At 35.3% G+C, this 24,494-nt stretch carries 23 protein-coding genes; 8 read left to right on the top strand and 15 right to left on the bottom strand.

Annotated elements, in window-relative coordinates; genetic code table 11:
• Positions 1–78: 78 nt before the first annotated feature.
• The 9 genes from DNG35_RS00180 to DNG35_RS00140 all read right to left on the bottom strand — a co-directional run bounded on the left by DNG35_RS00180 (position 79) and on the right by DNG35_RS00140 (position 11,689).
• On the bottom strand, positions 79–1,473 hold the full coding sequence (locus DNG35_RS00180; protein ID WP_111125730.1) for a tetratricopeptide repeat protein: 1,395 nt from the start codon (positions 1,471–1,473) through the stop codon (positions 79–81).
• Positions 1,474–1,559: 86 nt separating this feature from the next.
• Positions 1,560–2,750 carry an aspartate aminotransferase family protein gene (locus DNG35_RS00175; protein WP_111125729.1) on the bottom strand — a complete coding sequence of 397 codons (1,191 nt, stop codon included), beginning with the start codon at positions 2,748–2,750 and terminating at the stop codon, positions 1,560–1,562.
• A complete protein-coding gene (locus DNG35_RS00170) occupies positions 2,743–4,464 on the bottom strand; it encodes an OstA-like protein (protein WP_369907990.1) in 1,722 nt (573 codons plus the stop codon). Before DNG35_RS00170 ends, DNG35_RS00175 begins: the two co-directional genes overlap by 8 nt.
• 85 nt (positions 4,465–4,549) lie before the next feature.
• The gene (locus tag DNG35_RS00165; RefSeq protein ID WP_111125728.1) at positions 4,550–5,821 is read right to left on the bottom strand and encodes an adenylosuccinate synthase; all 1,272 of its coding nucleotides are present in this window, start codon (positions 5,819–5,821) and stop codon (positions 4,550–4,552) included.
• 15 nt (positions 5,822–5,836) lie between these two features.
• Positions 5,837–6,289: a Fur family transcriptional regulator gene (locus DNG35_RS00160; RefSeq protein WP_111125727.1), complete on the bottom strand. Its 453-nt coding sequence runs from the start codon at positions 6,287–6,289 to the stop codon at positions 5,837–5,839.
• A gap of 21 nt (positions 6,290–6,310) precedes the next feature.
• Positions 6,311–8,521 carry a bifunctional (p)ppGpp synthetase/guanosine-3',5'-bis(diphosphate) 3'-pyrophosphohydrolase gene (locus DNG35_RS00155; protein WP_369907988.1) on the bottom strand — a complete coding sequence of 737 codons (2,211 nt, stop codon included), beginning with the start codon at positions 8,519–8,521 and terminating at the stop codon, positions 6,311–6,313.
• Positions 8,522–8,545: 24 nt separating this feature from the next.
• A complete protein-coding gene (locus tag DNG35_RS00150; RefSeq protein WP_111125726.1) occupies positions 8,546–9,778 on the bottom strand; it encodes a M48 family metallopeptidase in 1,233 nt (410 codons plus the stop codon).
• Positions 9,779–9,842: 64 nt separating this feature from the next.
• Positions 9,843–10,634, bottom strand: a complete 792-nt coding sequence (locus DNG35_RS00145) for an RNA methyltransferase (RefSeq protein ID WP_111125725.1) — start codon at positions 10,632–10,634, stop codon at positions 9,843–9,845.
• Positions 10,634–11,689 carry a DUF3810 domain-containing protein gene (locus DNG35_RS00140; protein ID WP_111125724.1) on the bottom strand — a complete coding sequence of 352 codons (1,056 nt, stop codon included), beginning with the start codon at positions 11,687–11,689 and terminating at the stop codon, positions 10,634–10,636. The genes DNG35_RS00145 and DNG35_RS00140 overlap by 1 nt, the downstream gene beginning before the upstream one ends.
• Before the next feature lie 90 nt (positions 11,690–11,779).
• Between DNG35_RS00140 and DNG35_RS00135 the strand changes: the two genes are divergently transcribed.
• On the top strand, positions 11,780–13,237 hold the full coding sequence (locus tag DNG35_RS00135) for an aminoacyl-histidine dipeptidase (RefSeq protein WP_111125723.1): 1,458 nt from the start codon (positions 11,780–11,782) through the stop codon (positions 13,235–13,237).
• Between the two features lie 77 nt (positions 13,238–13,314).
• Here DNG35_RS00135 and DNG35_RS00130 read toward each other — a convergent pair whose 3' ends face one another.
• Together DNG35_RS00130 and xerD are read right to left on the bottom strand one after the other, a co-directional pair.
• A complete protein-coding gene (locus tag DNG35_RS00130; protein ID WP_111125722.1) occupies positions 13,315–14,268 on the bottom strand; it encodes an aldo/keto reductase in 954 nt (317 codons plus the stop codon).
• A 71-nt stretch (positions 14,269–14,339) separates the two neighbouring features.
• The gene (gene xerD / locus DNG35_RS00125) at positions 14,340–15,245 is read right to left on the bottom strand and encodes a site-specific tyrosine recombinase XerD (RefSeq protein ID WP_111125721.1); all 906 of its coding nucleotides are present in this window, start codon (positions 15,243–15,245) and stop codon (positions 14,340–14,342) included.
• Between the two features lie 110 nt (positions 15,246–15,355).
• On the opposite strand from xerD, the gene DNG35_RS00120 reads away from it, so the two are divergent.
• From DNG35_RS00120 to DNG35_RS00100, 5 genes are all read left to right on the top strand, one after another.
• Entirely contained in the window at positions 15,356–15,961 is a 606-nt protein-coding gene (locus DNG35_RS00120; RefSeq protein ID WP_111125962.1) for a porin family protein, read from the top strand.
• Positions 15,962–16,123: 162 nt separating this feature from the next.
• A complete protein-coding gene (locus DNG35_RS00115; protein ID WP_111125720.1) occupies positions 16,124–16,657 on the top strand; it encodes a porin family protein in 534 nt (177 codons plus the stop codon).
• Positions 16,658–16,823: 166 nt separating this feature from the next.
• Positions 16,824–17,441 carry an outer membrane beta-barrel protein gene (locus tag DNG35_RS00110; RefSeq protein ID WP_111125719.1) on the top strand — a complete coding sequence of 206 codons (618 nt, stop codon included), beginning with the start codon at positions 16,824–16,826 and terminating at the stop codon, positions 17,439–17,441.
• Between the two features lie 72 nt (positions 17,442–17,513).
• Complete coding sequence (gene aroQ, locus DNG35_RS00105) at positions 17,514–17,924, top strand: type II 3-dehydroquinate dehydratase (RefSeq protein ID WP_111125718.1); 411 nt, start codon at positions 17,514–17,516, stop codon at positions 17,922–17,924.
• A gap of 82 nt (positions 17,925–18,006) precedes the next feature.
• Positions 18,007–19,158, top strand: a complete 1,152-nt coding sequence (locus DNG35_RS00100; protein WP_111125717.1) for a carboxypeptidase-like regulatory domain-containing protein — start codon at positions 18,007–18,009, stop codon at positions 19,156–19,158.
• Between the two features lie 84 nt (positions 19,159–19,242).
• On the opposite strand, the gene lpdA is transcribed toward DNG35_RS00100, so the two are convergent.
• On the bottom strand, positions 19,243–20,631 hold the full coding sequence (lpdA, locus tag DNG35_RS00095) for a dihydrolipoyl dehydrogenase (RefSeq protein ID WP_111125716.1): 1,389 nt from the start codon (positions 20,629–20,631) through the stop codon (positions 19,243–19,245).
• Positions 20,632–20,754: 123 nt separating this feature from the next.
• A complete protein-coding gene (locus DNG35_RS00090; RefSeq protein ID WP_111125715.1) occupies positions 20,755–21,285 on the bottom strand; it encodes a collagen-like protein in 531 nt (176 codons plus the stop codon).
• Between the two features lie 145 nt (positions 21,286–21,430).
• On the opposite strand from DNG35_RS00090, the gene DNG35_RS00085 reads away from it, so the two are divergent.
• A complete protein-coding gene (locus tag DNG35_RS00085; protein ID WP_111125961.1) occupies positions 21,431–22,261 on the top strand; it encodes a M48 family metallopeptidase in 831 nt (276 codons plus the stop codon).
• Between the two features lie 49 nt (positions 22,262–22,310).
• On the opposite strand, the gene DNG35_RS00080 is transcribed toward DNG35_RS00085, so the two are convergent.
• On the bottom strand, positions 22,311–22,538 hold the full coding sequence (locus DNG35_RS00080; RefSeq protein ID WP_146228808.1) for a DUF2007 domain-containing protein: 228 nt from the start codon (positions 22,536–22,538) through the stop codon (positions 22,311–22,313).
• A gap of 19 nt (positions 22,539–22,557) precedes the next feature.
• Positions 22,558–23,763, bottom strand: coding sequence for a diaminopimelate decarboxylase (lysA, locus tag DNG35_RS00075; protein WP_111125713.1), 1,206 nt, complete (start codon positions 23,761–23,763; stop codon positions 22,558–22,560).
• Between the two features lie 164 nt (positions 23,764–23,927).
• On the opposite strand from lysA, the gene DNG35_RS00070 reads away from it, so the two are divergent.
• Entirely contained in the window at positions 23,928–24,482 is a 555-nt protein-coding gene (locus tag DNG35_RS00070; RefSeq protein WP_111125960.1) for a fasciclin domain-containing protein, read from the top strand.
• Positions 24,483–24,494 lie beyond the last annotated feature (12 nt).

Below are 24,494 nucleotides of genomic sequence, written 5' to 3'. Positions count from 1 at the left end.
GGCAAATTGAACAGCTAAAATACTAAAACAATTAAAAATTGCACCAATAAAAAGGAAGTTGCTAGATGCTGGAAAAAATTATTTATTGAGATACTTTCCGATAATGTGCTTTACACTATCTCTTTCAAAAATATCAGGGAAAAGTTCACTTACAATTACAGAGTATTCTGCATCTATTTTTACTGCATTTTTTAAATGATAATAGCCTTTATCACCTTCGTTAATTCTAAAGAATAAACCAGCAATGCGGTATTCTATTTCGGCATAGTCAGGATGAAACTCACATGCTTCAAACATCGTCTGTAAAGCCATATTGTATTCGCCTAGAATAATCAATAAATCGGCACGAGTAATGTAAGTTTCAAGCTCGTAATTTCCTAATTCTAAGCATTTTCTCAAACCTCGCTCAGCTTCTTCTAAGAAGGCAAGCTTTTGGTTGATGTAGGTGTATTTTTTCCAATACTTGATGTTTTCTTCATCAATTTGTAGGGCTTTATTGATGTAGTAAAGTGCTTTACGGAATTGCTTTTTACGGATATAAAAATTGGTAAACTCTATCCAAGCTTTGTCTAATAGAGGATCATCTTCAACTGCTTTATTGAAATAGTGTAACGCTAAATCTTCAACGCCCATTTTTTCATAACATTTTCCTATACGCAAGAAGGCAAACGCAGTGGGGTCGTCAAGTTCTAAAGTGATTTGATAATTTTCTATCGCTTCTTGAAAACGATTTAGTTTTTCCAGAACTTTTCCTTTTTCAAGGTAAGCACCAATAAAATATTCATCAGAAATAATCGCAAAATCGTATGCTTCTAAGGCTTTTTTGTATTCTTTTTTCTTATTGTAAAGTTTGCCAATTTGGTGCCAAGCCACTTCACAATATGGGTTGATGTCGATATATTTTCCAAGGTAAGCTATCGCTTGGTCTTCTTGGTCTAAATTTTCGTAACAGAAGATAAGGTTATACAAAGCACTGTAATCTTCATCATCAATATCTAGGCATGCCATTAAATTACCTTTGGCATTTTCATAGTCTTCCAGAAATAGGTATTCCATTGCCAAAAGCGAATAGACATCGGCAGCATCATCGGTAAGTTCTAGAGCTATTTGAAGCATTTCTATCGCTTTGTGGTGGCGATTCCTTTTGGAATAAACATTGGCTTTCTGAATGTAAATTTCTTCATTAGAAGGCTCGAGATGATCGATACTTGCTAAGATGTCTTCTGCCTCTTCGAGTTTGTTTTCGAAAATATAAATCTCAACTCTAAAAAGTAAAAGGTGAGTAGAAGTAGGGTGTTGCTCTAAGCCTAACTTTACAGCCTTTTTAGCAAGTGCTATTTTACCTGTTTCAAGATAATGGTAAATAATGGTTTCAAATTCGCTCGAATCGAAAAACAAAATATCATTTGTTTTGAGCATCGATTCAAATTTTGATAGCGAGAAATTAGGATCTTCGTTTTGACTTAAATGCATACACGAAATTTTTGTATTTCTACATTTTTAAAGTTAAAGAGTAATTACCTTGGTTTTGGTTAGCGAATGTGATTGTTGTTAACAAATTAATTAACAGTTGTCGTGATTTCGTCCAAAAGACTTAAAATGATTTCACAACCTTCTCTTATTTCTTCATGTTTAATCGTAAGTGGTGGTGTTATCCTTACAGCCTTTTTTTCAAACAATAGCCAAAATAGTACCAAACCTTCTTCTTTGGCTCGTAAAATGAGTTGGTTGGAAATATTTTCAGACTTGCAGATAAGTGCTAACATCAGTCCGCTTCCGCGAATTTCCTCGATTAGCGGATGCTGTAAGAGTTTCCTGAAAAGTTTTTCTTTTTCTAAAGTTTGGGCAATCAAATTGGTTTCGGTTACCTCTTTTAGAGTTGCCAAAGCAGCTGCCGCAATGACAGCATTTCCGCCAAAAGTCGTAATATGTCCCATTTTTGGGTTGTCACTCAGCGAATTGATAACTTTATTTTCGGCAACAAAAGCTCCTGCAGGCAAACCGCCAGCCATTCCTTTACCAATCACCAAAACATCAGGAACAACATTGTATTTCTGATAACCAAATAAAAACCCAGTTCTACCAAAACCTGGTTGTATTTCATCTAAAATCAATAATGCTCCAACTTTTTCGCACTTTTGTTTTACTTTTTGAAGAAAATTGTTTTTAGGTTCAATAAAACCAGCGCCACCTTGAATACTTTCTAAAATAACTCCCGCTGTTTTTTCGGTAATCAAATCTAAGGAAGCTTCGTTATTAAATTCCAAATGATTGATTTCCGGAATTAAAGGTTCAAAAGGAATTTTTTGTTCAGTTTTGGTCATCAAACTTAACGAACCCATCGTATTTCCGTGGTAAGCTGTTTTTGCGGCAATAATTTCTTTTCTGCCAGTATAACGACGCGCCAATTTTAAAGCACCTTCTATGGCTTCGGTTCCGCTGTTGACGAGATAAGTTGTCGCCTTTGGGACTTCGATATGTTGGGCAAGAAGTTTAGAAAAATCGATGGCCGGTTGTTGGGCAAACTCACCATAAACCATCACGTGCAAATATTTTTGTGCCTGTTCTGTAATCGCTGCTACTACTTTGGGGTGACAGTGACCCAAACTACAGGCTGAAACTCCAGCCACAAAATCGAGGTATTTCTTTCCGCTTTTAGCGTAAATATAACTTCCTTTGGCATATTCTACCTCAATCCCGAGCGGGTTCGGAGTGGTTTGTGCTTGGTATTTTAGAAAATCCTTAATCACTTTTTTTACGCTTCAGCGGAATTAGTTTTGGTTTTTCGAGCTCTAAACTGTCTCTCTCGTGGTGTTGAAGTATCTCTGGCGTTAGACGCGAATTTTTATTGATAATTTCTTCTGCCTTTTCTTCAATTTCTTTATCAAAAAAGTCTTTTTCTTCCTCTGGTAATGGGATTCCTCTAATTTTGGTAAGTTCTAACGGCGGATCATCTTTAAACAAATCTGCTTTAGTTAGAATTTGCTCGTCACCTCGCCAATTAAAACCTCGCAACTTCCGAGCGTTTTTAGGGAAGTTTTCTTCTTTCATCAAATTGCTGTTTACATCGGTGAGATAACGAATACCAATAATTTCCTGATTTTCGAAGGTGATTTGAATACTAGACGATTCGGTTTTATCGATACCAATAAGTTCGCCTGCTTCGTTTCTGGAGTAAAAAATAGTCTCGGTATTTTTAATGAAATTGGCTTCGGTAATTTCGTTGTTTTCAAATAAGCCGTACATTTCTTTACCTTTTACTTGATTAAAACCTTCGATACTATCTTGCTGAATCATAAAAGCATTGTAAAATACCTTTAAACTGTCAAGTTTTTCTGTTTTTACATTGTTCAGAAGAAAAATAGTGTCACCTGTCATTTGGTTTTCTCCTGACCAAAAAATAGGTTTCCCCAGCATTTTGGTAATTCCTCGGTTTTCTATCATTACCACAGAATCACATTTTCCGCTAAGGTCAGATTTATAGAGTCGCGTATTACGATAGCCTCTAATCACTCTGTTTTTGGTTTTTCCGGTAATCATTAAGGTATCGCTATGAATGTGGATTGAATCTTTGTCTTGTTGCATCGAAGCCAAAGCTCGTTTGGTAATAAATACAGAATCCCGATCGCGGTAAACTTCTGCATAATGACCTTTAATGATCGATTTATTTGCGGTATCGGTTACTTTGATATTGTTGGTTGCCGAAGCGAAATTTTTTGTTCGATTGAAATATATACTATCGCCTTCAAGTTTTCTGTTTTCGTAATAAACCGTAGAATTTTTCACGAAATAACCTTTGTCAGTTCGAGTGTCGTAAAAACCACGCTCACAATAGATTTCGCTTGTTTTTCCTTTGATAGTGGAAGGTCCGTAAAGGTATGCGTGGCCTGTTTCCGTATAAAAATCGAGTTGTTGCGAATTGATTTTATATTCTGGATTAGTGACTACTACGTTTCTTTTAAATGAAACTTTCTCTTGATCTAAAAAATAATGCCCAATTCTACTAGTGATGGTACTTGCGGTGTCTCTTACTGTCCCACCACTGCGGTAAAAAGCTTGTTGTTTGTTGCGATCAAAAAATAAAGTATCCGTAGTTAAACGATTATCAGGTGTTTTTAAGTTGACGTTATTACTCGCAAAAGCAAATTTGGTTTTTCCGTTGTATTCGGCATAACTACTCGTCATGGTTATCGTATCACCTTGAATCATTTTTACGTTTCCGAAGGCTTTAAAAAAATCGTCTTCTTCGTAAAAAATAGCTTGATCACACCAAACTTCTATACCTTCGTGGTTAAAATACACCTGCTCGGTTACTTTACTTAACAGAAAAGCACCAGGATATTTCTCTTCGTCTTTGATAGATCTTTCGCTGGTATAGTCTATCCTCTTGGTTTTGGTAGAATCTTGCGCATAACCAAAAACGGAAGTCAATAAAAAAAGAAATAATAAAAACTTAAAATTCAAGCGAAATAATTTTATATCAAAAGTAAGGATAATACTTTTTCTGATAATCAAAAAACGCTCCAATTTTTTGGAGCGTTCTCTGTATTTACCTTAAGATAGTTTGTTTTCTGTCGGGCCCTACCGAAACTACTTTTATCGGAACTCCAATAAAATCTTCGATGTATTTGATGTATTTTTTTAAATTTTCAGGAAACTGATCTTCACTTGTCATTTTAGTTAAATCTTCTTCCCAACCTTCTACTTCGTCGTAAATAGGGGTAACATTTTCTTCTTCGATACTAAATGGAAGATAATCTATTTCTTTGCCTTTATAGTTGTATTTTGTACAAACCTTAAGTTTATCAAAACCACTTAAAACATCACCTTTCATCATCATCAGTTGCGTGACACCATTTATTTGTACGGCATATTTTAAAACCACTAAATCTAACCAACCACAACGCCTTGGTCTTCCTGTAGTTGCTCCAAATTCGTTACCGATTTTTGCCATTCTCTCACCAGTTTCGTCAAATAGTTCTGTAGGGAAAGGGCCACTTCCAACACGTGTGGTGTAAGCCTTGAAAATCCCAAAAACTTCTTTGATTTTATTTGGTGCAACTCCCAAGCCAGTACAAGCTCCAGCAGCAGTGGTATTGCTGGAAGTTACAAAAGGATATGTTCCGAAATCGATATCGAGTAGCGAACCCTGAGCACCTTCGGCCAAAATGCTTTTACCATCGTTTTGTGCTTGTTGTAGGTATTCTTCAGAATCAATAAAAGTGAGGCTTTTTAATACTTTAATCGCTTCAAAAAACTCTTTTTCTAATTCTGGTAAATCATATTGTATATCGACATTATAGAAAGCGATCATCGACTCGTGCTTGTTGGCGAGATTTCTATACTTTTCTTTCCAATTGTCGAGTTCTAAATCGCCAATCCGCAAACCGTTTCTGCCGGTTTTATCCATATAGGTTGGGCCAATTCCCTTTAAGGTAGAACCAATTTTTGCTTTTCCTTTTGCTGTTTCTGAAGCGGCATCTAAAATTCTGTGTGTTGGCAAAATAATATGCGCTTTACGCGAAATAAGAAGTTTTGATTGGTAATCGATGTTGTATTTATCGAGATTGTCCAGTTCTTTTTTAAAGATTACAGGATCAATCACTACGCCATTTCCTACTACATTGATGGCGTTTTTATGAAAAATACCTGAAGGAATCGTGTGTAAAACGTGTTTGATGCCATCGAATTCTAAAGTGTGTCCTGCATTTGGTCCGCCTTGAAAACGTGCAATAATATCGTATTTTGAGGTAAGCACGTCAACAATTTTTCCTTTGCCTTCGTCTCCCCATTGTAATCCTAGTAGCAAATTTACTGCCATATGAAAGTTGTATTTTTATTTGGAATTTTTTCTGTTTCCGTAAAAGTAAAGCGAGTGGTTAGTGATTTCGATGTCAAAAACTTCTTCGATGGTTTTTTTGATCGACTGAATTCTTGGGTCACAAAATTCGATGACTTCACCGGTGTCGGTTAATATTACGTGGTCGTGTTGTCTGTCAAAGTAAGATTTTTCGTACTGTGCTTGGTTTTTTCCAAACTGGTGTTTTCTAACCAAACCGCATTCTAACAAAAGTTCTATCGTGTTGTAAAGTGTTGCTCTACTCACACGGTAGTTTTTGTTTTTCATCAATATGTATAGAGATTCGATATCAAAATGCTCATCGCTTTCGTAAATCTCTTGAAGAATAGCATATCGCTCTGGTGTCTTGCGATGTTTGTTCTCTTCGAGGTACTTTGTAAAAACATTTTTTACAATCTCTTGGTTTTTATTCTCTTGCTTTGTTTCCATAATCGGTTACAAATTTAAAATTTATTCACGGGTTACTTTATCAATTCCGTTTATTTTTTTTAAGCGGGTTATTAACTTTTTAAGAATGGTATTGTTTTTTACCACCACGGTAATTTTTCCTGAAAAAATACCGTCGTTACTTTCAAAAGAAATATTACGCATATTTACGTGTAAGTTGGTCGAAATTACTTTTGTAATCTGACTCACCAAACCTAAATTGTCGATTCCGGTAAGTTGTAAAACGGCTTTAAACTCTTCTTGGCTCGAGTCTTTCCATTTAGCAGGCATAATGCGATAAGCATAGTTGCTCTGTAGCTGAATGGCATTAGGACAATCTTTTTTATGTACTTTGATACCCTCATTTACGGTTATAAAACCAAAAACGCTATCGCCAGGAATGGGATTACAACAATTTGCCAAGGTATAATCTAAAGTTTGCTCGTCTTTTCCAAAAACCAATAAATCTAAGTTGTGTGTGATCTCATCTTTATCGATCTCATCTGCAACTTTTGGTTTTCTAATTTTGTTTTTAAAGAAAGATACAAACGCATTGCTTCTAGAGGCTGCATAATCTTTAAGGGCTTGGTTGTCAATAGTTCCGTAACCAACTCTAAAGAAAAGATCTAAACTGGTTTTAAGCTTAAAAAACTTGATAAGTTCAGTTATGGTTTGGTTGTTAAAAGGAATTTTTAGCGATTTGAGTTTACGTATCAAAATGGCTTTTCCTTCTTCGGCAACTAGCTTGTGCTCTTCTTTTAAGGAAGATTTTATTTTTGATTTTGCCCTTCCGGTAATCACAAAATCCAACCAGTTGTTGGTTGGTCTTACATTTTCTGAGGTAATAATTTCGACTTGATCCCCACTTTTAAGTTCGTGGCTTAACGGCACCAACTTTCCGTTTACTTTGGCGCCACGCGTTTTTACCCCAACTTCGGTGTGAATAGCAAAAGCAAAATCGAGTGGAGTAGCACCTTTTGGTAATGATTTTAAATCACCTTTTGGCGTAAAGACAAAAATCTCTTTCGAATAGAGGTTGAGTTTAAATTGACGTACAAAATCTACCGCATTAGCTTCGCTATTTTCTAAGGCATCTTGTAATTTATTGAGCCATTGTTCTAAAATCTCATCGTCTTGCTTAGCTCCGTGTTTGTATTTGTAGTGTGCTGCATAACCTTTTTCAGCAATTTCGTTCATTCGTTTACTGCGAATTTGCACTTCTACCCAACGTCCTTTAGGGCCAACAACGGTAATATGCAAAGCTTCATAACCCGTAGATTTAGGGGAAGAAATCCAATCTCTTAACCGAATGGGATTCGGGCGAAAATGATCGGTTACAATCGAATAGATTTTCCAGGCGAGAAATTTTTCTTCTTCTGGTTTACTTTTGTAGATAATTCTAATGGCAAACTTGTCGTAGACTTCGTCGTAAGTAATATTTTGCTTCTGAATTTTCTTTCGGATAGAAAAAATAGACTTCGGTCGGCCTTTAATTTCGTAATTGATATTTTCTTTATCCAAAGATTCCGAAATAATTTTATTGAACTGGTTGATATATTCATCCTGCTCTTCTTTACTCTCCTTTACTTTATTGAGAATGTCGTTATATACTTCAGGTTCGGTGTATTTTAAACTTAAATCTTCGAGTTCGGTTTTGATGTTGTACAAACCAATTCTATGAGCCAAAGGCGCATAAATATATAAAGTTTCAGAAGCGATTTTTACTTGTTTGTCGGCTCGCATGGCATCCATCGTTTGCATGTTATGTAAACGATCGGCAATCTTGATGATAATCACACGCACATCATCATTCAGCGTAAGCAACATTTTTCTAAAGTTTTCGGCTTGAAGCGAAACATCTGTTCCGTGTTCAAAATGGCTTATCTTGGTAAGCCCATCTACAATTTTGGCAATGATTTCGCCAAACATATCTTCGATATCTTTGAGAGTGTATGGCGTGTCCTCTACCACATCGTGAAGTAATGCTGCTGCAATAGAAGTTGCGTCGAGACCAATTTCTGAGGCCACAATCTTTGCCACCGCAATCGGATGAAAAATATAAGCTTCTCCAGACTTGCGACGTTGTTCTTTATGAGCATCAACAGCCGTTTCAAAAGCTTTTCTAATGAGTATTTTATCTTCATCGGAAAGCGTACGATAGCTTATACGCAAAAGATCTTTGTACTCTTGTGCTATTTTTTTGTTTTCTTCTTCTAAGTATTCTTCCGTCAACATAAATTCTAAGATATAAAATCTTTATTAGTTTTCTAAATTTTTAATGCGTTGTAGCAAAGTAGGGTGGGAATAATGAAAAAATACATACCAAGCATGTGGTGTGAGGTTACTAAAGCTATTGCTTGATAATTTTTTTAAACTCGAAATGAGCATATCTTTTTGGTGGGTTTTTTTAGCATAGTCGTCTGCTTGGTATTCAAACTTTCGGCTAAGAAGGTTAGAAAACAAACCTGTAATTTCTGAAATAGGAGAATATAAAATCCCGAAGACAATCAAGCCGATATGAAAACTGGGTTGGGTGACATTTAAAGCTTCCGCGAAAATAGGATTGTTAATGAACAACGAAAGCAGCCAAAGTGTAAAACCGGTAAGTATAACAGAAGTTGCAAGATTGTAAATGATATGCCTTTTTTTGTAATGACCTACTTCATGGGCCAAGACAGCAACAATCTCTTCCTCTTCTAAATCATTAACCAAAGTATCGAAAAGTGTGATACGCTTTTGTTTACCAAAACCAGAAAAATAAGCATTGGCTTTGGTGCTTCTTTTCGAGCCATCAATGATAAAAATATTTTCTAATTTAAAACCAATTTTAGAAGCGTAAGTTTCAATTTTATCTCGTAAGCTTCCATCTTCTAAAGGAGTTTGTTTGTTGAAAAGCGGTACAATGAGTTTGCTGTAAAACATATTGATAAATACCGAAAATACAGTAATAATCAACCAAGCATAAATCCAGAAATTTTCGCCCGTAGTTTGGTAAAACCAAATGATAACTGCGAGAATTAACCCACCAAGAACAGCGCCAAGCAACCAGCCTTTGATTTTATCCAAAAAGAATGTTTTTCGGATAGTTTTATTAAAACCGTATTTTTCTTCAATCACAAAAGTGTTGTAGTAAGCAAATGGTGTGGTGAGTATATCACTCGCCAACATAATCATTCCGAAAAAGAGTAGGGCGACTATAATTTCATTTTCCGAAAAATTTCGAGCAAGTTCATCGACAAAAGCAAAACCGTCAAAAAAGAAAAATGCTACCGTTAGGATTAAAGAGAAAGTGGAAGATAATAATCCAAATCTGAACTTCTCTTTTTTGTAAGCCTGAGATTTTTCATAGGCTTCTTTTTCATATACATCTTGCAATTGGGCAGGAAGTTTGTCTCCAAAGCGTTTTGCATTGAGCACATCCAAGAAAGTATCCCAAATAAAATTGAAGATGATGATTGAAATGAGAATGTAAAATAGGATTTCTGGCGTCATTATTTTGTTATATGTTAATTGTCATTGAGTTATTTGTAAAACTTGAAACCTGAAAACTTTTAACTTAAGAATTTCGCTGTCTTTTCGCCTCAAAAATCAAAATGGCTGCAGCAACAGAAACGTTGAGCGAATCTATTTTTCCTTCCATTGGAATGATAATATTCTGTGTGGCATTCGCTCGCCAATTTTGACTCAAACCTTCATCTTCAGTTCCTACCACAATTGCAGAAGCATCTCGGTAATTTTCTTTTTCGTAGGAGTTTGAATTTTGTAAGGTTGCACAGTAAATATGGATGTTTTCCTTTTTTAGAAAATCGATAATTTCTTGTGTACTTCCTGTAAATACATTTGTCGTAAATAAACAACCTACGCTCGAACGGATGATATTTGGGTTGTATAAATCGGTTTTAGGGTTGGCAATAATTACTGCATCGAGATGGGCAGCATCGGCAGTTCGCAACAAAGCACCTATGTTTCCAGGTTTTTCGGGAGCTTCGGCAACTAAGATTAATGGTTTTTTGTGTTTAAGCTTTAAATTTTTGAGGGTATGGTTTTTACTATTTACAATCGCGATAACTCCTTCGGTACTGTTTCGGTAAGCAACTTTTTGATAAACATCCATTGAAATTTCTATCATTTCTTTCACCACATTTTGATAATCTTTCAATTCATTTTCCGAAATAAAATCTGAACAGAAAAGCAAGGTTTCGAATTGGTATTTCGCGTCAAGCGCAAGTGAAATCTCTCTTTTTCCTTCGATGACAAACAAATTTTCTTTGCGTCGTAATTTTGATTTGGCCTGCAATTGCAACAAATGTTTGATGGTTTTGTTTTGTAGGCTTTCTATTTTTTTCATTAGCCTTTCAGGTTTTTATTGACCAACAAAGCTACCACATAATTGTAACTTTGCATACCTTGGGGTTGGTTGTTTACTTTTAAATATTGGCCGTAAAAGAGTTTGAAAAAGGGTTCTAACGGATTTTCATGTTCCAACCAAAACTGATGGATTTGTTGGTATTCTTTGATAATTCCAGGGTTGATACTCGCATAAAGATTTTCCGAAAGACAAACATCTCTCTTGCTCACTTCACCCAAACAATAGCTTAAAGCGAAAGTATAACCAGCATATTTCATGTATTCGTTAGGATGACTCATCGTGACCAAACACGCCATATAATTGGCTTCGTTTTCTTTGGCGAACCCCAATTGATGTCCAATTTCGTGACTTGTGGTTGTTGGTAATTTAAACAACGGAATTTTGGTGTTGATTTGTGCTTCGTTAGTAATCGGGTTAAGATAACCGTTAAAGCCCATTATGGTTAGAAAATATCGAAATAGAGAAGGTTTTACACTTGCGTTATTATAGGTGAGTTCAGGATATTGTTGCTGTATATGATGGTAACCCTCTACCGAAAGTCTGAAAACCTCTTTCTTATCGAATGGGAAATTAACCGTGACCGAATCACTTTTAGCCAAACGATGATGTAATTCGTTGCTTTTTTGGATGAGATATGTTGTATACTTTACTAGACTTTCTGTATCATAATCGGCTTCAATTTCGAGACTTTGATGAAGCGGTAAACGGTAATAATTGAGTCCCCAATTTATGTGAAATAAGAAAAATAAGATAGAAACTTTCGCGAAAGCAGCAATCACCCACTTTTGTGGATTTTTAAAGCGAGAGATGATTCTTTTCCGTAACCAAACAATAAAAAAGAAAACAAGCAAAGCATAAAAAACATCACCGATAGAAAAAGGAAAATAGCCTAAAAACTTCCTTAAAATATTAGAAATATATATGTATATACCGTTGCTGTAAAACTCTTCTACCCAGGCTGGATTTCGCTTTAAAATAAAAATCACCAGCATTTGTAGTGGTAGCAGTAAAGCAAGAATTAGGTTTCGACTCATTTTCACGGGCTAAAAATACAAACAAATTCACCGCTGTCAAATTTTAAATTTGCATTTGAAACCTATATTTTTGCATCAAAACAAACAAAAATGAACGAAGAAATTAGAAATATAGAACCTAAAAATGTTTGGAACAATTTTGCCGATTTGAACGCTGTACCGCGAGCTTCCAAAAAAGAAGAGCAAGTCATACAATTTATGCTTGATTTTGGTAAGAAATTAGGTTTAGAAACCATAAAAGATAAGATAGGTAATGTCATCATCAAAAAGCCTGCAACATCAGGTTACGAAGATCGACAAACCATTGTGATGCAATCACACCTAGATATGGTTCATCAAAAAAATAATGACACTCAGTTTGATTTTGCCACACAAGGAATTGAGATGTATATCGATGGCGATTGGGTAAGAGCCAAAGACACAACGCTAGGAGCAGACAATGGTTTGGGCGTTGCAACAATTATGGCGATTTTAGAAAGTGATACCATCGAGCATTCAGCAATAGAAGCTCTATTTACGATTGATGAAGAAACGGGAATGACAGGTGCAAAGCAGCTCGACAACAGCATTCTTAAAGGCAGTATTTTATTAAATTTAGACACCGAAGAAGATGATGAAATTGGCATTGGTTGTGCTGGCGGTGTCGATATTACGGCTTCTCACGCTTACGCGGAAGAAGACACTCCATCAGATCATACAGGTTTTAAAATCTCAGTAAAAGGCTTAAATGGCGGGCATTCTGGGATGGATATCATCAAAGGTTTAGGAAATGCCAATAAGTTGATGAATCGTGTGCTTTTTGCCATTCAAGAAAGTGGTTTGCGTATCGCCGAAATAAATGGCGGAGGTTTACGCAATGCCATACCAAGAGAAAGCAATGCTATAGTTGCTGTTTCAGATAAAGAAATTATTGACTTTAAGACGAGTTTTGGAGAAATTTCTAAAGCTATAAAAGAAGAATACAAAACGTTAGAAGAAGATCTGTCAATTACTTTTGAAGAAATTGATACACCAAAAAAAGTAATGCCATTAAGCGTTCAAACTGCTTTTTTACAATCAATATTTGCGGTTCATAATGGCGTTTTTAGAATGAGCCCTGCTATAAAAGATTTAGTAGAAACTTCAAATAATGTAGCTAGAATCACGGCTGAAAATGGCAAAATAGAAGTACTATGTTTAACACGTTCTTCGGTAGAATCAAGTAAAGAAAATTTGGTAAATACGATTAAATCGGCTTTTGAGTTGGGTGGTTTTGAAGTGGAGCTGAGCGGCGATTATCCTGGTTGGTCTCCCAATCCAGATTCTGAAATTGTAAAAACACTTGCCAAAATTTATAAACAACAAAATGGCGAAGAAGCTCACGTTGCGGCTTGTCACGCTGGTTTAGAATGTGGTATTATTGGTAGTCATTACCCAAATTTAGATATGGTTTCTTTTGGTCCGACCATACGAGGAGCACATTCACCAGATGAAAGAGCGAGCATCAGTTCTATGCAAAAGTTTTGGAAGTTTACTCTGGAAGTTTTAAAGAATATTCCAAAAAAATAAAACATCATTTTAAAAAATGAAGTCACACAAAAAAAAAGTCCTCAATTGAGGACTTTTTTTTAAAATTTCCTTGAAAATTAAGCTTCATCATAAATATCATCATAAGGATTTCCTTTAGTTATAAAGAAACTACCATCTACAAAACGATGGTGTAAATCTAATTTGGCAATTTGTTTAAAATCGTCTTCATCAAGATTAATACCTGTACTTTGTATGTTTTGCACAATTCGTTCTTCATTGGTTGACTTAGGGATGACTGCGGTACCACGAGTTTCTGCCCATTTTATAGCTACTTGAGCTGGCGAAGCACCGTGTTTTTTAGCAATATGATTAATGACTTTATTGTCTAATAGAGCTTCTTTTTCTTCATTATTAATTTGAGGTTTTATACTTGCTCTGCCTAAGGGCGAATATGCTGTAAGTAAAATTTCGTTTTTACTGCAAAATTCAATTAAATTGTTTTGCTGTAAATAGGGATGGAGCTCAACTTGATTCATTTCAGGAATTTCTGAAGTAGCTTTCATTAATCCTTCTAGTTTTTTTGGACTGAAATTAGATACACCAATATGTTTAGTTAAACCTTTTTGCTTGGCATTTATCATTCCTTCCCAAGTTTCTTCTAACGGAATTTCATCTAACGAAGCATAATCATCGTCATTTTTAGGGAAACTTTTTATACCAGGTTTAAAAGCTACTGGCCAGTGAACTAAATATAAATCAAGGTAATCAAGTTGTAAGTCTTTAAGCGTGTTTTGTAATGCAGGTAAGACATCTTCTTTCTTATGGGCGTTATTCCACAGTTTTGAGGTTATAAAAAGGTCTTCTCTTTTTACAACACCTTCATTAAATAATTCCGCGAAAGCTTCACCAACTTCTTTTTCATTGCCATAAACCGCAGCACAGTCAATATGTCTATAACCATTTTTGATAGCGTGTTTTACAGCATTTTTCACTTTTTCAGGTTCAGATTGCCAAGTTCCCAAGCCAATCGCAGGCATTTTATCGCCGTTTTTAAATTTTAATTCTTTCATGCTCTATTTTTTCTTTTAATATAGGAAGTATGATGTTTTACACGAAATCATTTTGAAGGTTTAATATAAGTTTATGATTTATTGCTTCGCGGATGATATTTTTCTAAAACATCAAAGAGTTTTTTATTGTCGATATGCATATAAATTTCAGTAGTAGCAATACTTTCGTGGCCAAGCATTTGCTGTATACTGCTCAAATCGGCTCCGTTTTCTAACAAATGCGTGGCAAAAGAATGCCTAAAGGTATGCGGACTTATATTTTTGTTGAGGTTTGCTTTTTCAGCCAAGTCTTTTACAATGGTAAAAATCATAGCTCGAGTAAGCTGATTTCCTCTTCGGTTTAGAAATAAAATATCTTCTTTTCCTTTTTTTGGAGTTTGATGAATTCTTATTTCGTTTTTATACAATAAGATATATTTTTTTGTAACTGGACTTACAGGAACAAAACGTTGTTTATCACCTTTTCCTGTTACTTTTATAAAGTTTTCTTCAAAAAAAAGATCGGATATTTTTAGGTTGATGAGTTCAGAAACACGAAGGCCACAACTGTAAAGTGTTTCTATTATAGCTCTGTTTCTTTCACCTTGCGGATGAGAAAGATCAACAGTTCTGATGAGTAAATCGATTTCCTCTAAATTTAGCGTATCGGGTAGCTTTCTACCAATTTTTGGAGCTTCTACAAGTTCAAGAGGATTTTTGTCTCGGTAGTTTTCAAAAACCAAATAATCAAAAAAACTGCGTAAGCCAGAGATAATACGAGCTTGACTTGTGGTATTCATCGTTTTGGCTACTTCGTAAATAAATTCCTGAATTTGATTTTCATCAATTTTTATAGGAGAAACGGAAATTTTATTTTTTTCTAAAAAAGTGATAAGTTTTTGAATATCATAAGAATAACTTACAATAGAATTATCAGAAAGACCTCTTTCTAATTTGAGGTAATAATTAAAATCGTTGAGCGCATCTTTCCAATTCATAAGCTAAAAATAGAGGTTATTTAAGAGATTTTAAGGGGTTTTTGTGTTTTATTTAAGACTTGTTTAAGACTTAGACTCTTAATTTTGGTCAAAACTTAAAAACAACAATGATGAGAAAATTAATTTTAGCAGTAACTTTTGTAACTGCATCAATTTTTACCGCAAATGCACAAGCCGATTCAGACTTAGTACAAATTGGTTTAAAAGGGGGTGTAAACCTTGCCACAGTTACCAGTGATGAAGATAGCTTTGATGAACCGAAATCAAGAACTAGTTTTAACTTGGGGTTTGTGGCAGAAGTACCCTACTCAAATCGTTTTTCTTTACAAGGAGAGGTGTTATATTCGGGGCAAGGTTTTGAAATCGAGGAAATCAACGTAGAAGGAGAAAATGCTGAATATCAGTTAGGCTATATTCAGATTCCAGTTTTAGCCAAACTCTACTTAATAGAAGGATTGAATATATATGCTGGTCCGCAAATTGGTTTTCAAGTAAGCGAAAAAATAAAAATTGGTGATGATGAAATAGATGTGGAGGATAATCCTTTTTTAGAAGAATCTGAAGATATCGATTTTGGGGCGGCTGTTGGTGCAGGCTACAAATTTGATAACGGTTTCTTTTTAGATGCGAGATACAACCGTGGGTTTTCAGAATTATTTGAAAGTTCAGATGCTCGTAACTCTGTTATAAGTCTAGGAGTTGGTTTTATGTTCTAAAATGAAATTTTAAGAGGATAAAAGAGCGTTTTTAGCGCTCTTTTTTTTTGTTCCATTGTTGATAACAATGTTAATAAGGCAATTGACTTATTTTTAAAAGCACTTGCTACCATTTAAAAAAATACTATATATTTGGATAAATAACTAAAAATTCAAATTATTATGAAAAAATTATTTTTAACTGCTATCGTGGCAGTATTTGGTTTAACAGTAGCACAAGCACAAGAAACTTCTTTTGGGGTTATGGGTGGTCTGACTATGGCTTCAGTATCACTTGGTGATGCTGATTCTGAATCAGAAACAGGATTTCATATCGGTCTGTTAGCAGATTTAGGTATTACTGAAAGCTTTTCAATTCAGCCAGAAGCTACTTATTCAATGGTGGATGAATTATCCGTAATTAATCTTAATGTTATCGGTAAGTATTATGTCACTGAGGGACTTAACATTCAATTGGGTCCACAAATTGGTCTTTTAGGAGGAGATGCTGCCGATGCTTGGGAAGCCCTTATAGGAGAAGATGACTTCACTAAATTAAACTTGCAACTTGCAGCTGGTTTAGGCTATGATTTTACTGAGAACTTTTTTGCTCAAGCTCGTTATGGCTTTCAATTAAATGATCACTATACAGGTGATGTAGATGGAGCTGATCTTAAGTTAAATACTTTTAACTTAAGCGTAGGTTATAAGTTCTAATGGCTAAAATTTCATTATACTAAACAAAGCGAAAACCTAGGTTTTCGCTTTTTTTTTGCTAATTAGCAAGCTAAAAAGTGAGAAGTGTTAAAGAAAAGCAAAATTACTTGCCACTGAAGTTTGGGACTCTATTTTTGCGCTGTTAAATTTTAAAAATTAATTAATCGTGAAAAAGACTTTGCTTATCGTTGCTTTCGCAGTATTCGGAATGACAGTAACAAACGCTCAGGAAGCTCAAGATGTACAATCTTTCGGCTTTACCGAAGGTGATATTCTTTTAGAAGGTAATCTCGGATTTAGCTCAACCAATGATAAAAATACCGAGACTAAATCAAGCTCATTTACCATTAATCCTAAAGTAGGTTATTTTTTATCTGATGATTTGGCTATTGGGTTAGACTTAGGCTACATGTCTAATAAAGAAGAAATTGCAGACACAGAAACAGATAAAAACTCTGAATTGATGTTAGGTGCTTTTGGTCGTTACTATTTTCTTGACTTAGGAGCTAGATTTAAAACTTATGCAGAATTAGGACTTGGCTATACTTCAGGAAAAGTAGGTGTGGGTGAGTTTGAATATTCAGGATTTGGAATTGGTGCAGGTTTGGGTATCAATTATTTTGTGACGCAGAATATTGCAATTAACTTTGCTTTAACTGATGTATTGTCATATTCTACTGCAAAGTTTGATGAAGGAGAGTCCGTATCTGAATTCAACGGAAATATCAATGTATTCAATAACTTCTTTGAAACTGCACAATTTGGTTTATCTTATAGATTTTAATCAATAAAGAATAATTAAATTTGAAAAAGCGAAAACTTAAGTTTTCGCTTTTTTTATTTGTATTTTTGAGGTATGAAAGTTTTAATCATTAATGGGCCAAATCTCAATCTACTTGGTAAAAGAGAGCCAGAAATTTATGGGAATATCTCTTTTGAAGGTTATCTTGAAGAGTTAAAGACCAATTTCGAGCAACACCAACTTAGTTATTACCAAAGTAATCATGAAGGAGATTTAGTAGATGCCTTACAAAATGCAGATAAAAACTTCGATTATATTCTTCTAAATGCTGCGGCTTACACCCATACTTCTGTTGCCATTGCAGATACCGTTAGTGCTATTAAAACTCCAGTGATCGAAGTGCACATTTCTAATATTTATTCCCGAGAAGAATTCCGACGAAAGTCTTTTATCTCTCCTTACGCCAAAGCTGTAATCGCAGGGTTTGGACTCAAAAGTTATGATTTAGCGCTGCTAAGTTTATAATTTTTAAGGGTTTATAGGTAGGAGTTTTTTGGTTGAAGGTGTTCTATAGGCATAACACTTTAATCAACTAAATTTTTATCTTATGAAATCACTTTATCTTTTTTTAGCTTTAATACTCTTGTTTTCTTGTCAGAGTGATGATGCTGTCACCACTCCAGATGAAGTAGGAGCATATAGTATTACAGGGAAATTTTTAGCCCCTAATTCTCAAGATCCTATTCATCAAGCAAAAGCGGAATTATTTGAGAATGATGAAAAAATTGCTGAAACTCTTACCGACGAAGCAGGAGTTTTTACCTTTTCAGATTTATTTACAGGTGAGTATGACGTTTTACTTTCTAAAGGAAATTTCTCTCATACAACCTCGATAACAGTTACTGAAAGTGAAAACACCACTCAAAGTATGGGTAATTTGGTTGTTACAACTATTCCTAAAATAGGAGTGGTAACTGGTCATTACGATTATATAGAAAGTATTTTGTATGGTATTGGTTTGGTAGATCCGCTTACTGGTGACCCGCTTTTCGATATTATCGATGGTAGTTACGGAAGTCCGAAACCTTCTGAAGCAAGCATTGTTCATGGAAATCATCATAAACCTGGAGCTAATTCTTCCAATCCTAATTTAAGTCCGAATGTAAGTTTTGATCTTGACGATTTGCTTACTGATCCCAGTAAATTAGCCCAATACGATATTTTGTTTTTCAATTGTGGTCTAGATACGACAAACGCTTCTGCGAATTCAAATGTGTATGATTATGTCAATAATGGTGGAATTTTATATGCAACCGATTGGGCATTTCCTTATTTAGAGCATATCAGCACATTAAGTGGAAACAATTATTTGACGTATTATACGCCTATCAAAAGCGGAGAATCTTTATCGACCAATGCTACTATTCTCAATCCTAATCTTGCGGCATGGTTACAAACTAATTTTGGCATAGGAACAAACGGTGTAGTCACGATTGATGAGTTTTTGGGAAGTTGGCAAGTAGTTGATTCGCATGATGTCAATAATGTGATTCCTTGGTTAAATGGAAGTGTCACTTATTATGATGCCAGTAATACCAGTATTACTGCTAATAAAGATTTGGCATTTACGTATTTAGTAGGAAACGGCGGCATTTTTTATTCTTCTTTTCATACCGAAAATCATGAGGAAGACTTTAGTACCGTAGATAGAATTATAGAGTATATGGTTTTCGAGCTATCAACATTTAACCAACCTTAAGTTTAAATAAAATGCAAAAAGAAAAAGTCCTGAATGCTCTTCAGGACTTTTTTGTTTTAAATTATAATGTCTAATATGCTAATCTTATAAGTGAATCACTTCATCATAAGCAGCGGCAGTAGCTTCCATTACGGCTTCACTCATGGTTGGGTGAGGATGTACCGCTTTTAAAACTTCGTGACCTGTTGTTTCCAGTTTTCTACCTAAAACCGCTTCAGCAATCATATCGGTTACACCAGCGCCAATCATATGGCAACCTAACCATTCACCGTATTTAGCATCAAAAATTACTTTTACAAAGCCTTCTTTTTTGCCAGAAGCGCTTGCTTTACCAGATGCTGAGAAAGGAAATTTTCCTACTTTTATTTCGTAACCAGCTTCCTTAGCTTGTTTCTCGGTCATTCCCACGCTTGCAATTTCTGGAGTAGCGTAGGTACAACCTGGTATGTTTCCGTAGTCTAAAGCTTCTACATGCATTCCTTTTATTTTTTCCACACAAAGAATTCCTTCCGCGGAAGCAACATGAGCCAAAGCCGCACCAGGAGTAACATCACCAATGGCATAATAACCGGGTACGTTGGTTTGGTAATATTCGTTAACGATAATTTTGTCTTTATCGGTTTTGATGCCTAAATCTTCTAAGCCAATGTTCTCAATATTGGTTTTGATACCCACAGCAGAGAGAACCACATCGGCTTCAAGAGCTTCTTCACCTTTTTTGGTTTTTACTTTTGCTTTTACTCCACTTCCTGATGTATCAACACTTTCTACAGAAGAATTGGTCATCACTTTGATGCCCGCTTTTTTAAACGATTTTTCAAACTCTTTTGAAACATCTTCATCTTCTAACGGAACTAAGTTTGGTAAAAATTCTACGATCGTAACTTCGGTACCCATTGCATTATAAAAATGAGCAAACTCAACACCAATCGCTCCAGAACCAACTACAATCATTTTTTTAGGCTGTTTGTCTAAGCTCATGGCTTCGCGATAACCAATTACTTTTTTACCATCTTGTTTTAAGTTGGGTAATTCGCGTGAGCGAGCTCCAGTAGCAATAATAATATGATCAGCTTGATAATCGGTTGTTTTGCCATCGGCTTCCACACTTACTTTCTTACCAGCTTTTACTTTTCCGAAACCATTGATAACGTCAATTTTGTTCTTCTTCATCAAAAACTGAACGCCTTTACTCATTCCTTCAGCAACATTCCGGCTTCTTTTTACTACCGCTCCAAAATCTTTATCGGCTTCTTTTACGGTAAGACCGTAATCTTCTGCATGTTTTAAGTAATTAAAAACTTCGGCACTTTTTAGTAAAGCTTTGGTAGGAATACAACCCCAATTTAGACAAACACCACCTAAATTTTCTTTTTCTACAATAGCGGTTTTAAAACCTAATTGTGACGCACGAATAGCAGTTACATAACCACCAGGACCACTTCCTAAAACGATAATATCATACTTGCTCATATTGTTTTGTTTTATGCTAAATAAATGAGTTGCGAATTTAAAGAATAAAACCCATAACCAAAAGCGAACTAAAAATTAAATTCGGCAATTAGCTATGGGTTTTTAATTCGCTTTCGCGGAATGTTATAAGCTACCTAACTCAAAACCTTGCTGGTCGATGCTAGTTTGTAATGCGTTATAGGTTTCAAAATTGAAATTTGGGTCTTGTAGATAATCTGATGGCAATACCACAAACCGAAATACTTGATCTTGTGTAAATCCAGTATCAAGATTAGACAAATCGAAATTTCCGTCGATGAGTAATTCTACATCAATATCGGTATGGTTGTAGACATATTGTATTGTTCCTTGGTTTACAAAAAAGTTTTGCGGAATCAAACTCCAAGTATCAATAGGTCCGTTCGTACCTTGTGCAATTTCTAAACGGTAAACCAAAACAGCGTCAGAAGGAAATACATCGATAGATGTCGGTATGTCAACTAATGTCGAATATAAATTAGGTTGTGGTTCGTAGATAAAATCTACCGTTGCTTCAAAAGTGGTTCCTAAAAGTCCAGGTTCTCCTTGTGGCCCTTGAGGCCCAATTGGCCCTGGGTCACCTTCACAAGCCCATAAACCAGTTGCAATAAATAAGAGAATAAAAATATTTTTCATAATAAATGTATATGTTGTTAAACAATTTTTTAATGTAAAAACAAAAATCTTGCCGCAATTTAAACCTTATTTTGTTAAAGCAATAATAAACTTTGGTTTGGTTTCTGTAATACTTTGTACTTTAGAGATGCAAAAATCAAATATTATGAGACTAAATTTTAAAATCATTACGGCATTTGCACTGGTATTTATTGTAGCTTGTGCAACCAATCCTTTTACTGGTGAGAAAACTTTGGCTTTGGTACCTAACTCTCAGATTTTCCCACTTTCTTTTCAGCAATACAACCAAGTTTTAAGTGAAAGTAAGGTAGTTACCGGAACTCCAGAAGCGAGAATGGTTACGACTGTGGGGCAAAAAATTGCCACCGCTTCAGAGCGCTGGTTAAATGCTAATGGATACCAAGGCTATCTAAACGGGTATCAATGGGAGTATACTTTAATTCAAGATGATCAAGTAAATGCTTGGTGTATGCCTGGCGGAAAAATAGCGGTTTACACAGGCTTATTACCTATTTCCCAGAGTGAAGCAGGTTTAGCAGTGGTGATGGGACACGAAGTAGCTCATGCTTTAGCTAATCACGGTCAGCAGCGTATGAGCGCTGGGCAATTGCAACAATTGGGTGCCGTAGCAACTGCTGTAGGAACTTCTGCAGCTGGCGTAAGTCAAGAGAATCAAGCTTTGTTTAATCAAGTTTATGGTTTAGGATCTACAGTAGGAGTAATGTTGCCTTTTAGCAGAAATCACGAAACAGAGGCCGATAGAATAGGTCTTACCATTATGGCGATTGCAGGTTACGACCCTGCAGAAGCAGCAGCATTATGGAGAAGAATGAAAGCACAAAGTGGAGGGCAAGCACCACCAGAGTTTTTAAGTACACACCCTTCTAACGATACACGTATCAATAATCTGGAAGCTTGGGCAGCAGATGCTAGAGCAGAAGCTCAAAAGTTTGGGGTTACCACTTTTAAAAGATAAGGCTTTAGCTTAAAGCGAAATAAAAACGCCTGAAATTTCAGGCGTTTTTTTATGAAGATAAATTCTCTTGTATAATCTTTTCGGCAGCTACTTTTTGGGTTTCATCAACCAAAATCTGAACGGAGTTGAATTCACCACCATGAAAACCAGAAATCACACCCGATTTGTAAGGGTTTTTCACAATACTTCTAATGTTATTTTCGTCAAATAATGTCAACAAGAAGTTGACACTTACTTCTGAACCTGTATAAACATGGGTGTAATTGATTTCTTTCATATCGTTTTTTTTCAGTATTTTATAAAGAAATTTCAACTTGATTTTTGATTAAATCCTCGAAAATTTCTCGTTCTCTAATGAGTTGTGCTTGGTTGTTATGCCATAGAATTTCGGCTGGGCGATATCTAGAATTATAATTGCTCGCCATCGAAAAGCAATAAGCTCCCGCATTTTTAAAAGCCAAAATATCACCTTCGGTAATTTCGGCAATGCGCTTGTTGTTGGCAAACGTATCGGTTTCGCAAATGTAACCTACAACCGTATAAAAACGCTTGTGTTTTTTAGTGTGCGAGATATTGATAATCTCATGCTGCGCACCGTAAAACATAGGTCTTATCAAATGATTAAAACCAGAATCTACATGTGCAAAAACCGTTGAAGTGGTCTGTTTGATAGAATTTACTTTTACTAAAAAATATCCGGATTCGCTCACAATATATTTACCTGGCTCAAAAGCGAGCGTAAGTTCTTTCCCGTATTCTTTGCAAAAGGCATTGAACTTCTTACTTAATTTTTTTCCTAATTCTTCGATATTGGTTTCGATGTCATTCTCGTGGTAAGGAACTTTAAAACCGCTACCGAAATCTAAAAACTCTAAGTCTTTAAAGTTTTCGGCAACATCAAATAAAATTTGTGAAGCATGTAAGAAAACTTCGATATCTAAAATATCACTTCCCGTATGCATATGAATACCATTGACATTGATATTGGTGTTTTCTACAATACGTAACAAATGTGGAAGTTGATGGATCGAAATACCAAATTTAGAATCGATATGGCCTACAGAAATATTGGCATTTCCACCAGCCATCACATGGGGGTTGATACGAATACAAACAGGAACATTTGGATGAACTGTACCAAATTTCTCTAATACCGATAGATTATCAATATTTATTTGAACTCCAATTTTTACCGCCTCTTCCAATTCTTCCATCGAAACACCGTTGGGAGTAAAAATAATATCTTCTGGAGCAACTCCAGCTTGTAAACCTAGTTTGATTTCTTGTATAGAAACGGTGTCTAAACAACTCCCGTTTTGGTTGAGTAGTTTTAGAATATTGATGTTAGACAAGGCTTTTACCGCATAATTGATGCGTAACTTTTTTACTTCCTTAAAAGCATTTTTTAGGCGGTTGTATTGCGAAATAATTTTCTGACTATCGTAAACATAAACCGGACTTCCGAAGTCTTCGGCAATTTTAAGTAAATCGGTGTTTTTCAAATTTTGGGTTTTGGGTTAAGAACTTTTCAAGCCTCAAATGTATAAAAATTATACGAAGGATTTTTAAAGTCTAAAATGTTAAGAATATGATAAATAAATTTTTTTCAAAATCTGTAAAGTTCAAATATTCGTTAAGTATGATAAATCCTAAAACTTTAAACATTATGAAAAACAAGATTTCAAACTTAAAAAAATTGAGCTTTATTTTGGTATTGGCAGTTGGCTTTACAGCCTGTGCTCAAACAAAAATGGTTGGAGGGGCAGAAATGTATCCGTCTAAGAACATTGTAGAAAATGCAGTCAATTCAAAAGATCATACTACTTTGGTAGCTGCTGTAAAGGCTGCCGATTTGGTAGAGACACTTCAAAGCGAAGGTCCGTTTACGGTTTTCGCACCGACGAACGCTGCTTTCGAAAAACTACCTGAAGGGACGGTTGAAACGCTATTGAAAAAGGAAAATAAAGCACAATTACAAGCTGTTTTAACTTACCATGTAGTGGCCGGAAAATGGTCTGCTAAAGATTTAATGAAAATGATAAAAGATGCTGGTGGAAAAAAACAAATCAAGACCGTAAATGGCGAAATCATAACTGCTTGGATGGAAGGAAAAAATGTGATGATTAGTGATAATGCAGGAAATTCTGCCACAGTTACTATTGCTGATGTCAATCAGTCTAACGGTGTGATTCATGTTATTGATACCGTATTATTACCCTAATTTTTATTTTTT

The sequence above is a fragment of the Mesonia sp. K7 genome (assembly GCF_003233725.1).
In the GTDB taxonomy this organism is placed as follows: Bacteria; Bacteroidota; Bacteroidia; order Flavobacteriales; family Flavobacteriaceae; genus Mesonia.
Note: the sequence above shows the minus strand (reverse complement) of the source record. Positions and strands in the feature narration are given on the sequence as shown.

Coding starts and splice junctions, on each gene's coding strand:
- DNG35_RS00135 (WP_111125723.1), top strand. CDS start 11,780: ATGAACGAAGAAATTAGAAATATAGAACCTAAAAATGTTTGGAACAAT.
- DNG35_RS00145 (WP_111125725.1), bottom strand. CDS start 10,634: ATGAAAAAAATAGAAAGCCTACAAAACAAAACCATCAAACATTTGTTG.
- DNG35_RS00100 (WP_111125717.1), top strand. CDS start 18,007: ATGAAATCACTTTATCTTTTTTTAGCTTTAATACTCTTGTTTTCTTGT.
- DNG35_RS00180 (WP_111125730.1), bottom strand. CDS start 1,473: ATGCATTTAAGTCAAAACGAAGATCCTAATTTCTCGCTATCAAAATTT.
- DNG35_RS00150 (WP_111125726.1), bottom strand. CDS start 9,778: ATGACGCCAGAAATCCTATTTTACATTCTCATTTCAATCATCATCTTC.
- DNG35_RS00140 (WP_111125724.1), bottom strand. CDS start 11,689: ATGAGTCGAAACCTAATTCTTGCTTTACTGCTACCACTACAAATGCTG.
- DNG35_RS00160 (WP_111125727.1), bottom strand. CDS start 6,289: ATGGAAACAAAGCAAGAGAATAAAAACCAAGAGATTGTAAAAAATGTT.
- xerD (WP_111125721.1), bottom strand. CDS start 15,245: ATGAATTGGAAAGATGCGCTCAACGATTTTAATTATTACCTCAAATTA.
- DNG35_RS00080 (WP_146228808.1), bottom strand. CDS start 22,538: ATGAAAGAAATCAATTACACCCATGTTTATACAGGTTCAGAAGTAAGT.
- lpdA (WP_111125716.1), bottom strand. CDS start 20,631: ATGAGCAAGTATGATATTATCGTTTTAGGAAGTGGTCCTGGTGGTTAT.
- DNG35_RS00120 (WP_111125962.1), top strand. CDS start 15,356: ATGAGAAAATTAATTTTAGCAGTAACTTTTGTAACTGCATCAATTTTT.
- DNG35_RS00070 (WP_111125960.1), top strand. CDS start 23,928: ATGAAAAACAAGATTTCAAACTTAAAAAAATTGAGCTTTATTTTGGTA.
- DNG35_RS00165 (WP_111125728.1), bottom strand. CDS start 5,821: ATGGCAGTAAATTTGCTACTAGGATTACAATGGGGAGACGAAGGCAAA.
- DNG35_RS00090 (WP_111125715.1), bottom strand. CDS start 21,285: ATGAAAAATATTTTTATTCTCTTATTTATTGCAACTGGTTTATGGGCT.
- DNG35_RS00115 (WP_111125720.1), top strand. CDS start 16,124: ATGAAAAAATTATTTTTAACTGCTATCGTGGCAGTATTTGGTTTAACA.
- aroQ (WP_111125718.1), top strand. CDS start 17,514: ATGAAAGTTTTAATCATTAATGGGCCAAATCTCAATCTACTTGGTAAA.
- DNG35_RS00155 (WP_369907988.1), bottom strand. CDS start 8,521: ATGTTGACGGAAGAATACTTAGAAGAAGAAAACAAAAAAATAGCACAA.
- DNG35_RS00085 (WP_111125961.1), top strand. CDS start 21,431: ATGAGACTAAATTTTAAAATCATTACGGCATTTGCACTGGTATTTATT.
- DNG35_RS00130 (WP_111125722.1), bottom strand. CDS start 14,268: ATGAAAGAATTAAAATTTAAAAACGGCGATAAAATGCCTGCGATTGGC.